This is a genomic window from Cohaesibacter sp. CAU 1516, from assembly GCF_005771485.1.
Lineage (GTDB): Bacteria > Pseudomonadota > Alphaproteobacteria > Rhizobiales > Cohaesibacteraceae > Cohaesibacter > Cohaesibacter intestini.
On record NZ_VANT01000021.1, the window covers coordinates 1 to 13,446 of the forward strand.

Annotated in this window: 10 protein-coding genes; 5 read left to right on the forward strand and 5 right to left on the reverse strand. The window is 55.8% G+C overall.

What is annotated here, in order from left to right; translation table 11 throughout:
* Both FDK21_RS20190 and FDK21_RS20195 read left to right on the forward strand, forming a co-directional pair.
* A partial coding sequence (locus FDK21_RS20190; RefSeq protein WP_138150669.1) for a VTT domain-containing protein occupies positions 1 to 310 on the forward strand: 310 nt, incomplete at its 5' end.
* Positions 311 to 447: 137 nt separating this feature from the next.
* Entirely contained in the window at positions 448 to 741 is a 294-nt protein-coding gene (locus FDK21_RS20195) for a cytochrome c (RefSeq protein WP_281405415.1), read from the forward strand.
* A 345-nt stretch (positions 742 to 1,086) separates the two neighbouring features.
* Here FDK21_RS20195 and FDK21_RS20200 read toward each other — a convergent pair whose 3' ends face one another.
* The 3 genes from FDK21_RS20200 to FDK21_RS20210 form a co-directional block, all read right to left on the reverse strand.
* A complete protein-coding gene (locus FDK21_RS20200; protein ID WP_138150671.1) occupies positions 1,087 to 1,548 on the reverse strand; it encodes a hypothetical protein in 462 nt (153 codons plus the stop codon).
* A gap of 183 nt (positions 1,549 to 1,731) precedes the next feature.
* A complete protein-coding gene (locus FDK21_RS20205; protein ID WP_138150672.1) occupies positions 1,732 to 5,160 on the reverse strand; it encodes an AAA family ATPase in 3,429 nt (1,142 codons plus the stop codon).
* On the reverse strand, positions 5,157 to 6,335 hold the full coding sequence (locus FDK21_RS20210; protein WP_171022235.1) for a DNA repair exonuclease: 1,179 nt from the start codon (positions 6,333 to 6,335) through the stop codon (positions 5,157 to 5,159). The genes FDK21_RS20205 and FDK21_RS20210 overlap by 4 nt, the downstream gene beginning before the upstream one ends.
* A gap of 320 nt (positions 6,336 to 6,655) precedes the next feature.
* Between FDK21_RS20210 and istA the strand changes: the two genes are divergently transcribed.
* Together istA and istB are read left to right on the forward strand one after the other, a co-directional pair.
* Positions 6,656 to 8,185, forward strand: coding sequence for an IS21 family transposase (gene istA, locus FDK21_RS20215; RefSeq protein WP_138150674.1), 1,530 nt, complete (start codon positions 6,656 to 6,658; stop codon positions 8,183 to 8,185).
* Between the two features lie 12 nt (positions 8,186 to 8,197).
* Positions 8,198 to 8,956, forward strand: a complete 759-nt coding sequence (gene istB / locus FDK21_RS20220) for an IS21-like element helper ATPase IstB (RefSeq protein WP_138150675.1) — start codon at positions 8,198 to 8,200, stop codon at positions 8,954 to 8,956.
* Between the two features lie 208 nt (positions 8,957 to 9,164).
* Here the strand turns inward: istB and FDK21_RS20225 are convergent, their stop codons facing one another.
* Positions 9,165 to 9,599, reverse strand: a complete 435-nt coding sequence (locus FDK21_RS20225; protein WP_138150676.1) for a hypothetical protein — start codon at positions 9,597 to 9,599, stop codon at positions 9,165 to 9,167.
* A 78-nt stretch (positions 9,600 to 9,677) separates the two neighbouring features.
* Entirely contained in the window at positions 9,678 to 10,418 is a 741-nt protein-coding gene (locus FDK21_RS20230; RefSeq protein WP_138150677.1) for a hypothetical protein, read from the reverse strand.
* A gap of 475 nt (positions 10,419 to 10,893) precedes the next feature.
* On the opposite strand from FDK21_RS20230, the gene FDK21_RS20235 reads away from it, so the two are divergent.
* Complete coding sequence (locus FDK21_RS20235) at positions 10,894 to 12,909, forward strand: hypothetical protein (RefSeq protein WP_138150678.1); 2,016 nt, start codon at positions 10,894 to 10,896, stop codon at positions 12,907 to 12,909.
* Positions 12,910 to 13,446: the final 537 nt, after the last annotated feature.

A 13,446-nucleotide genomic window follows, 5' to 3' on the forward strand; every position in this document is an offset into this window, starting at 1 on the left:
CAGTCAGAACATGATGATGCTCACGGTATTTGTGACGCGCATGATCCCTTTTTTGTCATTTGATGCCGTCAGTTATGCAGCTGGTCTGACTGCGCTGTCTCTGACCCGTTTTACAATTGCAACCCTGTTTGGTCTCATCCCTATGAGTTTTCTACTCACCCATGCGGGCGAACAGTGGGTCACCTCTGACGGGTCGACTTCGTTGAGCTGGATTCTCATCGGCGGCCTCGCAATCATGACGCCGGTCCTGACCTATCTCTGGACCCGAAACTCAATCCTGAAAACTCCCGTTTCCAAGGAAATTCAATGAAGAAGAAAAACTGGACGCCCTATATTCTAATCGCCGTTATGGCGGCCGGCGGCTTTGTTCTCTATAGCAAGATAAGTCAGAATTCAGGGAAATCGAGCGCAACAATCGCTTAAATCACTGTACCAAAACTGTCAGTTATCGGCGCAGAGGGCCGCGATTTGTTTAACGTCAATTGTTCAGCTTGCCACGGTGAAGACGGCAAAGGTTCAGAGGCGGGTCCTCCGCTCATTCACGACATTTACAATCCTGGGCATCATGCCGATGTTGCGTTTTATCTGGCGGTTGCCAATGGCGTCCGCCAGCATCATTGGCCATATGGGAGTATGCCGCCTCTCCCTGATGTACCTAAAGGCCAGGTCAAAAAGATAGTCAAATATGTGAGGGAGACGCAGCAGGCCAATGGTATCAATTTCAAAAAACACAGCATGTGAACAGAGTTGCGAGCATGTTTCCAAAGGATCAACGGTAACCAACTCCGAGGGTGTGCTTCGTAATTTAAACTGTATGTGAGGAGGTAAACGATGGGCTATTGAGCCAGTAATACCCGGTGAAACTGCATTCTTACACAAATTGGGGTGCGGGCCGCTATATTGCCGCAAGCCTGCTCTCCGCCCAACTAAGTCGTTAGTGCCAGATCGCTCTGATCAGCATGTGAATGTCCGCTGCACCGATTGTAGGCAATAGCGTTATTGCAGCGCGGCAAGTCCGCAATCCGCCCTGTTTACCAGTTGATGCTCATATTCGACACCGGGTGGGGTCTGCTGCCAACAGCAGTATCACCTTGAACCGGCGTTATGTTCGAACAGATAGAAGTCCATGTGGTCCTGTGAAACCGAAAACACGTCCTTCCCGCCGTCATTTTCAGCGAAGCGATCCATATCCATTTCGAAATAATATTCCACGACCAGCATGCTTGAGGTCTCGTTCACCCGTGGCACGTAATTGAAGTTCGGCATCAGCTCACCATCACCGACTGGGTCTGAGAAGAAATCATCCCTGGTCAGCCTAGTGCCGGTCATGACTTCAAAGGCGACAAGGAGTTGGTGAAAGTTGCGTTCCTTCTCCGTTGACGGGACTGATCCTAACTCGAAATGGCCAATGGTTTTACCGCCCTGTTTTCGTGTGGTGGCAATGAAACTGGCCACTTCATCGGCAGAGAACTCCCGAATATTGAGCTTTCCTTTGACGAGGCTGCGGATACTGATGGAAGATCCCATGTTGATGAAGAGATTTTTCACGGCAAATCGTTCCTGTTTGACTGAACTGGATGGTTTGACACGCTGTTCGCCCTGAACGGGGCATGAGAGTTCGGCAGGATGCTTGCCGATGCAAAGGCAGGAATCCTGAAACGTTCTGGATCGTGTCTATTGAGAAAGAGCGACGGGGCTGCGATCAGCCCCGTTCTGTATCGCCAGCCATCTTCACCCCGGCATCTCGACGATTGTCACACCGGGAATGGTCTTCTGCGCCAGCGTCACCAAGTGCTTGTGATGGGTGAACATGATGGCCTGCCCACTTCGCCCGATCTCGGCACAGAGGTTGAGGGCGGCGGTGGCGCGGGCGTCGTCAAAGGTCTCCATGATGTCATCAAGGATCATGGGGAGTGGGCCTGGATCACGAACGAAGCTGCGGTAGCCCGCCAAGCGGAGGGCAAAATAGAGCTGGCCCATGGTGCCGGTCGACATTTTCTCGACGGGAACGGCGGATCCATCGGGCTTGATGCCGACAAGCTTCTCGCCCTGGACTTCACTCCAGACCTCGACTCGTTTCCATTCTCCCGCCGTCATGGTGACAAAGGCCTGTTCCACGTCCCTGAGCATGGTGCTGCGGCGTTCTGATGCCAAACGACGCAAGGCGCTTCTTGCTGCCAATGCGCCGAGGCGGGAGATGGCAGCCTGTCGGGCACCGGAGCGAAGTTCCTCCAGAAGGGTGGCCTGTTCTGTCACAAGGGCACTGTTGTCGGCGGCATCAAAGGCTTCCTTGTAGAGGCGTTCCTGCTCAACAGATTCATCCCGTGCCTTGTCGCGGATGTCTTGTGCATCATCCAGCTCCTGCTGGAGCTCAGCTTCCCGGGTCGCACTGGGAAGATGTGCCAGTTCTTCATCGAACAAGTCCTGTGAAACGCCGTCTTGTGCTTCACGCCGTTGCGCATCGGCTGTCGTGAGATCGGCACGAAGGGCATCCCGTTCGGCAAGATGCGTCGCCCGATCAAGGGGCTGGAAATCATCTCCCTCTTGGTCGTTGAACAAGTGATCAATCTCTGACTGTGCGGCATCACGGGCTGAGATGGCATGATCACGGATGTGATTTTCCTGTGCCAGCCTTTCTTCTTCCGCTTTTCTGATCTCATCAGCCCGGGTTGCATTGGCTGTTCTGGTGCGGGCCATATCAATGATTGTCACAGGATCATCACCAGTCAAATCATGGGGCACATCATTGAGCACATCATCGTCATCAAGGATTGAGACAATCTGTGCCGCGCCTTGTGACAGGGTCTCAAGGGCCCGACCCAAGGCCTCAATGCGGCCAGTCAGCTTGTCATGATCAATGTAAAGCTGTTGCAACTGGCGTAAATGGGGCAAAGACGCCTTGATGCCGGATGGCGTCCTGTCGACCAGAGGAAGAGAGGAAGTCAACACTTCCAGCTTGGTGACAGCGGCATGTTTCTCCTTTTCTGCCTTTGTGACGGCATCCACATATCCAGTGACAGCTTGAGCGGACCGCTCCCATTTGGCCCAAGTCTCGGCGATGTTGTCCTGAAGAGCCAGAGCCCGTGAGATCTTTGAGGGAAGACCCGTTTCATCCGCGATGATGTCGATGGATCGTGCTGCAGAAGTCAGATCATCAAGGGCAGCCTGTCTTTTTTTGACAAGAGCGTCCAGCTCCCGTTCGGCATTGGCAAGATCGGCCTTGATATCAGCGGCATTCATGAGAGCAGTATGCCGTTCAGCAAAGGAATCCGGTCCCGTGCCTTCTGGTAGGCCCAAGGCTATGGCAAGGGATGTGATCCGGGATGATAAGTCCCTGTGACGGCCCTTGAGATTGTCGAGTTTCCTTTGTGCCATATCACGAAGCGCCAGTGCATCCGCTTCTTGGCGACGGGAAGTTTCTAACTGCTTGCGGGCTTCTGTGCCCATCAAATAATGAGTGCGAGCCCCATCATCCTTGCGCATGGCTTCTTCAAAGACATCGGCACTGTCGTCAGACAAGGTGCCACGATGGTCCGACCATGCCACTTCCCGGAGGCGGCGTGTTTCTTCTGTTTCAGCCATATCAATGGAAGAAGGTGCGCTTTCATCAGCCTGTCTTTGAGCAATGGCCCTGGAACAGGCAGTCTCACGCTCCTCAAGATCCTGTTGTGCGGCTGTGATGGCTGTGACAAGGCTGTTCCATTCCTGATGAACTTGTTGCAGTGTCTCCCTTGCAGGAAGGCCCTGTTCCACTTGGGCTGGCCATGTCACGGGCAACCCGGCAACAGCCTTTGCCAGCCGGGCACGTTCCGTCTCCACCATCTGTGCCAGATGTGAAGGATCTGTGATGGCCTGATATCTGTTCCAGGATGCAGTCAATTGTGACAGATCCTGCGGCTTGGATGGGGCTTCACCCAATTGATCCCGGGCATTCTGGAGGATGGTCTGGGCCGATTGCAGCTCGGCCTTAGTCGTCAGGCAGGCTTGCGCGGCATTGGCCAATGTCTCCAATTCCTGACTTTCCATCACAAGGGCTGTGACTGGCACATCAGGGATGTTCAGGGACGCAAGGATCTGTGAGACTTGTTGTGATAGCTCATCACGTTCCCCAATGCGCTTGGCCAGATCGGATTGCGCGGTCACTGCCCGAGCCGTCAGGGGTGCTCCATCAAGGGTCAGTTGATCGAGCTTTGTGAGTTCTGTCACAAGGGCTGGTGCCAGAGGATCAGCCCCATTGTCAGCGATGATTTCCTTGTGACGCCTGATAGTCTCGTCGGCTTCAATGATACGTTGGGACTTTTCCGCCATCATGGCAACCAATGCGGCCACACGTTCCATGGCGCCCTTCGGCAGATCCGGGCCATCGGGATATTGGCTCAAAGCCTCTTCAATCCGGGCCATTTCTTGTGTCTGGTCGTGCCAGATCCGTGCTGCTTTTCCTGCGGCTTGCCTGTGACGAGCCTCGGTAAGCCCGTCATTGGCGGCTTCATAAGCCTTTTCTGCATCATCACGGGCCTTGCGGAGTGATCGCTCTTTATCCGGCGTCAGGATTTCTGCCTTGAGGGCCCGGTTGATCTCGGAAAGGCGGTTCTTGCCTTCCTTGAGAATGGTGGATCGTCCACCCTTCTTGTGGAACTTGTCGGCCAACCCCTCCATGTCCTCCAGAACCTTGGCCATGTTGGTCAGGCCCGAGACCCCGGCATGGAGCAGCTGCCCCAGATCGCCCTTGGCATCAGCAATGCGTTCGCCGCCACTGCGCAGGCCTTCATCATTGAGGCAAAAGCGCTCGAGATATGTTTCCTGATCGAGACCATGAAGGGCGCCGAACAAGATGGCTTCCTCGACCGGGCGTCCCTGATCATCCTGAAGAGATTGCTTTGCCTTGCTGCTGCGGCGTAGAACCATTGACCCGCGCCCCGGAATATCCAGCTCGGCCCCAACCAGAAGGTCGGGGCGCTCATACCGGAAGGCATAGGGATGGGACCGCACCTGCATGCCGAAGAGAAGTTCAAGGAAGCCGGTGAAGGCCGTGGATTTGCCAGATTCATTGGGGCCATAAATCAGCGTGACGTCGGGATTGCCATTAGCCGGACGGGGAAAATCGATATGGGCGTCGTTGAAACGGCCATAACGGATCAGATCAAGTCGGTTCAGCCTCATGATTCACCTCCCGCATGAAGGGACAGGGAGACTTCATGGATGGCCTCTTCATAAAGCTGGGTAAGGGAATTCTCATCCAGTTCATCGGCGATTTCGCGCGGGAGGACAGCGCGGAGATCATCAAGGATTTGCTTGCCAGAAGTCTGTAGGCCCGGCTCGGTCAATTCTTCCCGCATCAGGCGAATGAGGTCGTCGGCCTTGGAATTGTCTTTATGCTCTGGAGCGACGGACTTGACCTTGTCCAGATAGACCCGGTCCATGCTCTCCAGTTCTTCCTCAGCAAGATTGGTGAGCAAATCTGCTGAATGCTGGTTCGTGGTGGCTGTCAGGCGCACCGCGACATTGCACTCGGGATCCTGAACTGCTAGCAGCCCGGCGCGGATTTCCCTTGTTACTTCCTGTATGTCTGCGCATTCCGTCAGGTCCAGAGCGCATTCCGCGAAGGCCAGTTTGCCAACCGCATGCCGCTCGAAGGTCGGCAGACCATCCCCGAGTTCGGCAATGACAACAGAACCACCGAAGCGCTCGCCAATATGGCGCGGCTGCGGAATGCCGGGCATAATGGCAAGGGCGGAATCTGATGCCCGTTCGAAGGGGGCATGAATATGGCCAAGGCACCAAAGTTCATAACCATGGGCCAAAAGCTCATCGGCTGAGCAAGGGGCATAACGATCATGGCCGGAGGTACCATCAAGGGATGTATGCATCAGGCCGACATTCTTCCTCCCCGGCACGGGAACTGGATAATCCGGCAACATGCTTATGGTAAAATGCGCCTTGTTAAAAGACAGGCCATGGAACATGACGCCGCCGATTTCCACGTTTGGGTGCCCCTTGTCCAGCAAATGGACCATGGGGCCGAGATCGCCATAGACACCGTCTCCCAGCAAGGCATCATGGTTTCCGCGTATCAGCACGGTTGGAATCCCTGCCTCCGCCGCGCGGGTCAATTGGGTGATTAGAAAGGCCCGGGCTTTTAGGTCTGGCTGGGCGCTATCGAAGATGTCCCCGGCCAGCACCAGGGCATCGACCTGCTCGGCAATGGCCAAGCCGATGATCGAGGCAAAGGTGTCGCGGCTGGCCCGTTGCAATTGATCGCCCAGTTCGGGGTTGCGCATCGCAGCCGAGCGGATTGGCGAGCCGAGATGAATATCGGCAGAAATCAGAAGGCGCATAGGATTGCTCGGCTTTGTCGGATTCGATGGTGACGTCATATATATATGTACTCCGATAGAATAGAGAGGGATGGGTTACTGTCCAAGTGAAATTCCTGCCGGGTACACCATCATGGAAAATGATGATCCGGCGCGTCGACAGTTGCGCATTCTGGCCGTATCCGGCCACTAATTCTGGAAGCATCCGGCCACCCATACTGATTTGATCCGGCCATCGATTCTGGAGCATCCGGCCACCCCAGATGATGGGGATTTGGCGACCATTTTGAGGTGATCATTCACCGGCTATCTTGCGTTCTTTAGGAACGTGAGGACGCCCAATGAAGAGATTACCCATGCGCAAGATCAAAGAAGCCCTGCGGCTTCGTGCAGAAGGACTGTCAGGACTTCGAACGGGGCAGAGCCTTTCGATTGGGCGAGCGACAATATCGGAGTATTTTCGGCGTGCAGATTTGGCAGGCCTGACGTGGCCACTGCCGAGTGATTTATCTGACAGTGACTTGGAGCAGCTTCTTTACCCACATCAGCCTGATGCATCGTCCCGCCCAATACCGCAACCTGACTGGCCCTATATGCATGCTGAGTTACGCCGCAAGGGTGTGACACTGGGATTGCTTTGGCAGGAATATCGAGAGGTTCATCCTGATGGCTACAGTTACAGCCAATACTGCGCTCGCTATACAGCGTGGGAAGGCAAGCTCAGGCCTGTGATGCGCCAGCGCTATGTTGGCGGCGAGACATTGTTCGTCGACTATGCTGGCCAGACTGTGGATGTGGCCTGCCCCAAGACCGGCGAGATCAGGACGGCCCAAATCTTTGTGTCCACGCTGGGCGCGTCGAGCTACAACTATATCGAGGCGACCTGGACCCAGAGCCTGCCAGATTGGATTGGCAGTCACACTCGGGCCCTTGCCTTCTTCGGCGGGGTTCCGGGTATGATCGTGCCTGACAATCTCAAGGCGGGGGTGACGAAGGCCTGTTTTTACGACCCGGTGATCAATCGCACCTATGGCGACATGGCGGCCCATTATGATACCGCCGTTGTGCCAGCTCGGCCCCGCAAACCGCGAGACAAGGCCAAGGTCGAGACCGCAGTGCAATTGGCCGAACGCTGGATCCTGGCCAAGCTTCGCAATCATCAATTCTTTAGCCTCGACGAGCTGAATGCCGCCATCCGGCCCTTACAGGATCAGTTGAATGACAAGGTGACCCGGCATCTGGGTGCCAGCCGCCGGTCGTTGTTTGAGACCCTGGACAGACCAGCTCTGAAGCCATTGCCCAAAGAGCCCTATGTCTATGCCGAATGGAAGAAGTGCCGGGCCGGGCTCGATTATCACGTCGACATTGACCACCATTATTACTCGGTACCGTATCAATTGCTGCGTCAGGATCTATGGGCAAGGATTACCGCCCGCACCATCGAGATCTTCCATAAAGGTCAAAGAGTTGCCGCACATACCCGGTCGTCAGGCAACCGTCAGCATACAACCCTGCACGAGCATATGCCGCCTAATCATCGCTTCCGTTCAGGCTGGACACCAGAGGCTCTGCGCCAGAAAGCCGCCAGGATCGGTCCCAATGTCGAGATCTTCGTGGATGTCGTCATGCGCAAACGAAAACATCCTGAACAGGGCTACCGCACCTGCATAGGTGTCCTTGGGCTGGCCAAGAGCTTCGGGGCCGATCGCCTTGATGCCGCCTGCGAGCGGGCGCTCGAGATCAACGCCCATTCCTACACATCCGTTCACTCCATTCTTAAGACCGGACGAGATCGCCAACGCCGAGAGAAGCCCACGGACGGCCCCGCGATCACTCACCCCAATATCCGTGGGTCCCAATACTTCCATTAGGAGAAGACAACAATGCTGATACATCCAACCCTGGACAAATTAAGAACCCTTAAACTCGACGGCATGGCCGAAGCCTTTGCCGAGCTTGACGGTCAAGATGGTACTGCCAACCTGACCCATGCCGAATGGTTGGCTCTTCTGGTCGAGCGGGAAAGCGTCAATCGTGAGACCAAGCGTTTTGAAAGCCGAATGCGGGCTGCACGCCTGCGGCATGTTGGCGCCTCACCAGAAGACATTAATTACGGAGCCCGCCGGGGCCTCGATAAAGCCCTGTTCCAGACTTTGCTGACATCCAAATGGATCAACGACAAAAGAAATTTGAGCATCGTCGGGCCATGCGGGGTCGGGAAAACGTGGCTTGCGTGTGCCCTCGCGCAAGCGGCTTGTCGGGATGGCATCACGGTTCTCTATAAGCGCGCGCCGCGCCTGTTTGACGAACTCGAAATAGCTCACGGCGACGGTCGCTTCCCACGTCTGTTCAGGACTCTCACAAAAACCCGGATGCTTATCCTTGATGATTGGGGACCGGATCGCCTCAATGCCAGCCAGCGGCGCGACCTGCTGGAAATCGTCGAGGAAAGGTATGGCAATGGCTCGACGCTCATCACCAGCCAATTGCCCATCAGCACATGGCATGATGTCATCGGCGAGCCGACCTTCGCCGACGCCATCCTCGACAGGTTCGTGCACAACTCCTACCGCATCGAACTGGAGGGCCAATCATTCCGAAAAACTCAAGCCAACATGGGTGACGAAACCGACCACACATGATACCTAGATCTTAAGGCCTCAAGACGGCTCGCCAAGGGTGGCCGGATACGCCAGAATAGGTGGCCGAATGTCACCAGAATGACCGGCCGAATGTTCCAGAATGCGCAACAGTCATGCAGGCCAAGATGTCTGGCTTGCATGGGGATCCAGCGTGGAAATGGTGGACCGCCGTCGGCAAATCTGATGGCTTGCCGACGGCGTTGATCTGCTATTGGGTTGGATCAGTTGGCATCAAATCGAAGTAAGGCAGACCATGGCCTCGCGCCTTGTGGGCTTGCATGAGGTCAAGGAACCGATTGGACCAATTAAGTGCTTCATACACTTCCCTGCGAAAATTCGACAAAGGCTGAGAGAGAGGGTGACGTCCCTGCACCACAAGTAGTCCTGCCAACAGCTCTGAGACAATGTCGGAAAAGCCATCCTCAAGCACGCGGCGTTCTTTTACGGCATCGACAAATTCAATGAAATCAGCCGGATCGGTGAACAGGTCTCCAATGGGCACATCGTTCGGGAGGCAGTTAAGAGCTCGACGTGCGGCCTGGATTGCGTCAGCCCCGATATCGGCAAGGCGATCAAAATCGGTGCCCTTGTCTCCGTTGTAGAACGTAAGGGTATGTTGAAGTTTTTGTGGGTTTGCGGGCATGGAAAAATCCTTTCTTTGAATTGGAAAGCGAGACGGGTCTGTCCGGCCCCCAACTGTGAGGGTCGGACAGGCAGGCGATCAGATTTGGGCTCGGGCACGTGGTTTGCCACGGAATGGCTCGCGGTTATTGCTAACCTGGCAAGGCGCTGGCCGTTTGCATTCGGCTTTGAGGGAATTTTTCCGGCGCCTATGATCGCGATAAGCGGCAGCCGCGACGGCCTCGGCACGGGCTTGCTCTCGGACCTGGTGAAGGCGGGCAAGTGCCGGGCCGGTCAGGTGTCCGAGAACAGGTGAGCCGAAGATATCGTGCTCGAAGCTGTCATTGTTGACAGACACGGAAAGGGCATGACGGCAGATGAACCGCGTTGGGCCCTTGAGACCTGCCTTACGGATTTCCTCCAGGTTGGTAATCAGGAAATCGCTGGCGTCATGGTTCCCCTTGCCATCGTCGTTGACCCCATAGGCGATAGTGACAAAGGGCGTGGCAGCCATGACGTTCGCAGCCAGAACGACACAGGGGCGGATTTGCGGTGGCCGTTCCAAACTTCCGTCAGCTACAGGGAAGCGGAAGGAGACGATATCGCCCTCGCGCACGACATCTTCCTCTTCGAGGCTGGCCATCTGGCAATCGGATATTGCGTTCAGCTTGCGCATTGTTTCTCCATTGGTGAAAGGTTGAACAATGACGCTCGGCTCTATCCTCTCTTCTAATTTCGATTGGATTCTCGCGCGGCGTCCTATCGGCTGCTGCGCGAGAATCTGATCGACATGATCTCCTGTCCAAGGCCGTGATTGCCGGTTGGTGGGACCTGCAATCATGGCATTGCCCTTGGTGGGGATTGGGGAGGCATGGGCAATGGTCTCCCTGGGCGCTGGGGGATTTGGGGGCGCGCAGAGCAGCCCCTGAACTCGTCGAGGGACGGTGGCAAAAGAGCCGCGAGAAAATCCTGCCGAAGGGTTGTCTCGCGTCCGCCAGACAGGCGCCTTGGGGTTTTCAGGGGGCGTGGCGAACGCTCCTTGAATCGGGATGGTTTGGAAGGGTTGGGCGCCTTCCATGCGGTGGTCTGGGGGACCGCCGCCGCTCCCTGCAAGGGCCCTCGGCGAGCCGGCACGTCTTGATCAGCGAAAAGCGGAAAATCAAGACGTATAGTCGGTCACTAAAAACTCTTGAATCACCCTCCACATCCGCAATCCAGCGAGGTGGCTCCGGCGCTCGTTCTTTTATTTTTTCCGTTTCGGAATGCCAGCCCTATTTCACCCATCAGGTCAACAAAAGGCTTGAGGAAATTGGCGAATGGAAGGATATCAGTTTGGGCATGTGGAGTCGTATTCCCGCAAAGGTGGGCAGCGCAAGAAGCGGGCAAATGGCGACGTCGCCTGGAAAGTGGACGAGGTTATCGATGAGGCCGAGCGTAAGCCAGGGGCATGCGATCACGTCGAGGAACCCGACACCGATCCGTTGATCATTGCGGGCACCTGTGCGAGCTTTGATGAGCTACGGGCGGCCCATGATGAGGCCTGCGCCGTCAAGCTGGAAGTGCCTTATACGGACCGCAAGACCGGCATCGAAACCATCAGGCAAAAGTCCATCCGTAAGGATGCCCATACCCTCTATGCCTCTGTCTTTTCGCTGCCGGTGCTCAGCGCCGACGCGTGGGCCGAGCCTCAATTGATGGATGAATGCATTGACGCCTTGAAACAGGCCGCCGAATGGGAAGCCGACCGCTTACGAGCTGCCGGTGGAGAATTTGCCATGGCAGTGATCCATCGAGACGAATCCCATATGCATGTCCATATATATGGAATAGATCGAATCCGGGGCACGATCAATTGGCTCCATCCCGGCAAAGCTGCCGTCGACAGGATCCGGCGGGCTAAGTCCTGGCAGGACGATGAGGTCTCCGGTCAGGATCGCGCATATTGTAATGCTATGCGCCAGTGGCAGGATGAATTGCATGAAGATGTTTCCAGCCTTCTCGGGCTGACACGTATCGGACCTGGTCGCGCGCGTTTGACTCAAGCGGAGTGGAAAGCCTTGAAGGCGGCGCAAAAGGAACTGGCGAAAACGCGAAGGAAACTGAAAGAGGCCAAGGAAACAATCGCGAATGCCGAACACGTGCAGGAAAGCATCCGCGCCGAGGAAAAGGCTTTGGAGGAATACAAGGCCACTTCCGAGGAAGAAATCGCAAATGAACGAGCCGCCCTTATACAAGGCCAGGAGGAATTGTCCCAGGGACAGGCCGCATTGGCCAGCGAGCAGGTGGTGCTCGACCAGCGAGCCGAAAAGCTTGGGCAGCGCGAGGATGCTGCGATGACAATGGAAAGAGAAGCCCACCACCAGATGACCATTGCCGATAATCATCTCGACCAGGCGGATGAGAAAGCCACCGTCGCTGAAGGGAAGGCAACAGAGGCGGAGGTTTATTCGTATTTCATGGAGGGGATGACAGCAGGCACCATCGAGTATGATGTCGATCGCGGTAGGTTCGAGCCTTGCCGGGAACCCGGTGCAAGTCTAGAGGTAATCGTCCAGGCTGCCGCACCGATCCATGAAATGTGGGGTCGGGACAGCGGAGCTGCCACCCGCGCGGCTGAACAATATCAGGCGTGGGAGCGGCGTATAGATGCCCAGGCGCAGGCCAAGGCAGAGGCGGCAGTCAAGGACAAAACCGAATATGTCGATGCCCAGATTGCCGCTTTGGATGGTTTCGCGGCGAACATGATTGTGCCTGATACCAACTGCGAGGAAGGTTACCGTCCCAAGAAGGGTGTCTCACCAGAGGATGCCGAGCCATTCCTCGCCCAAATTCAGCGCAGGCCTGAAGCCGCTATAAAAGTCGGAAAATGGATCATGGCCGCCTGGAATAAGGTGCGCAGCAAAATCGTTGCGGCCGATGCGACACTGGCGGCCGTGGATTATGTCGAGCAAGGGTACGGAGTAGTCGACCTCGACAAGAACGAAAAAGGCTTTGTCGCCGCCAAAGGTGCTGCCCCGGAAATCGCCGACAAACTGCTGCAGAAGATGCAAGCCGATCCTGCGGCATCAGGCGGCATTCTGAGGAAACTGTTCCGCGTATTGAAGGGTGCGGCTCAGGCTCGGCGGGAGGCTGATATGCGGGAGGCTGAACTCAGCGAGGCACTGGAAAACACGCGGCCAGATCGAATTCTGAAATTTGCAAGACCGTTCATGCGAGAAGCCCCATATCTTCAGTTCAAGCGGCACTTGAAAGGAATTTCTGGTCAGGCCAGGGATACGCTCCAAAAATCGAAGGAAAGCAAATCCATCGAGAAAGACGACGACCAGCGGTAGCGGCGATAGGCTTGGCACGATGGGGTGCGGACCCCTCATGCGGATGGCATTGGAAACCGGCCCTGCCTCGCAATCCATTTCCCCTGTGCCTCTGGCACCAGAAACTTCTCGACGGGATGCAGGTCCCCGGTCTGAGATCTGGTACGGGCTGCACATGACACCTATTCCATGCGGGTTCTAGTTTCACCAGTTCGGATCGCCCGGCGTATCGGATAAAAATACGAACCTTCGAGCGCCATATTATCCTGTTACGCAGAACGGATATGGCCATCAAGACGGTCTACCTGCTTGCCGCGTGTCCAAACTCCGATCCTTTCCGCCGGTGGTGTCAATTCGGGCTCTGTCCAGTCCGGACCGTTTATTGCCGGATATATCGAGAAAGCCACCGCCGGAGACCCTCCACGAGATCCATTCGTAAACGGTGTTTGTAGGCCACGTTGCGAATTGTCTTGCCATCTGCGAATAGCTTTTGATGTTCAATTGCTATGGAGTATCTCCCGTGGAGAGTACATTGGAGTTTCTCGCTTCGCCAATAGG

Excerpts from the sequence above, each read along its gene's own strand:
- FDK21_RS20205 (WP_138150672.1), bottom strand. The coding sequence starts at position 5,160 with ATGAGGCTGAACCGACTTGATCTGATCCGTTATGGCCGTTTCAACGAC.
- FDK21_RS20210 (WP_171022235.1), bottom strand. The coding sequence starts at position 6,335 with ATGCGCCTTCTGATTTCTGCCGATATTCATCTCGGCTCGCCAATCCGC.
- istA (WP_138150674.1), top strand. The coding sequence starts at position 6,656 with ATGAAGAGATTACCCATGCGCAAGATCAAAGAAGCCCTGCGGCTTCGT.
- istB (WP_138150675.1), top strand. The coding sequence starts at position 8,198 with ATGCTGATACATCCAACCCTGGACAAATTAAGAACCCTTAAACTCGAC.
- FDK21_RS20225 (WP_138150676.1), bottom strand. The coding sequence starts at position 9,599 with ATGCCCGCAAACCCACAAAAACTTCAACATACCCTTACGTTCTACAAC.
- FDK21_RS20230 (WP_138150677.1), bottom strand. The coding sequence starts at position 10,418 with ATGATTGCAGGTCCCACCAACCGGCAATCACGGCCTTGGACAGGAGAT.
- FDK21_RS20235 (WP_138150678.1), top strand. The coding sequence starts at position 10,894 with ATGGAAGGATATCAGTTTGGGCATGTGGAGTCGTATTCCCGCAAAGGT.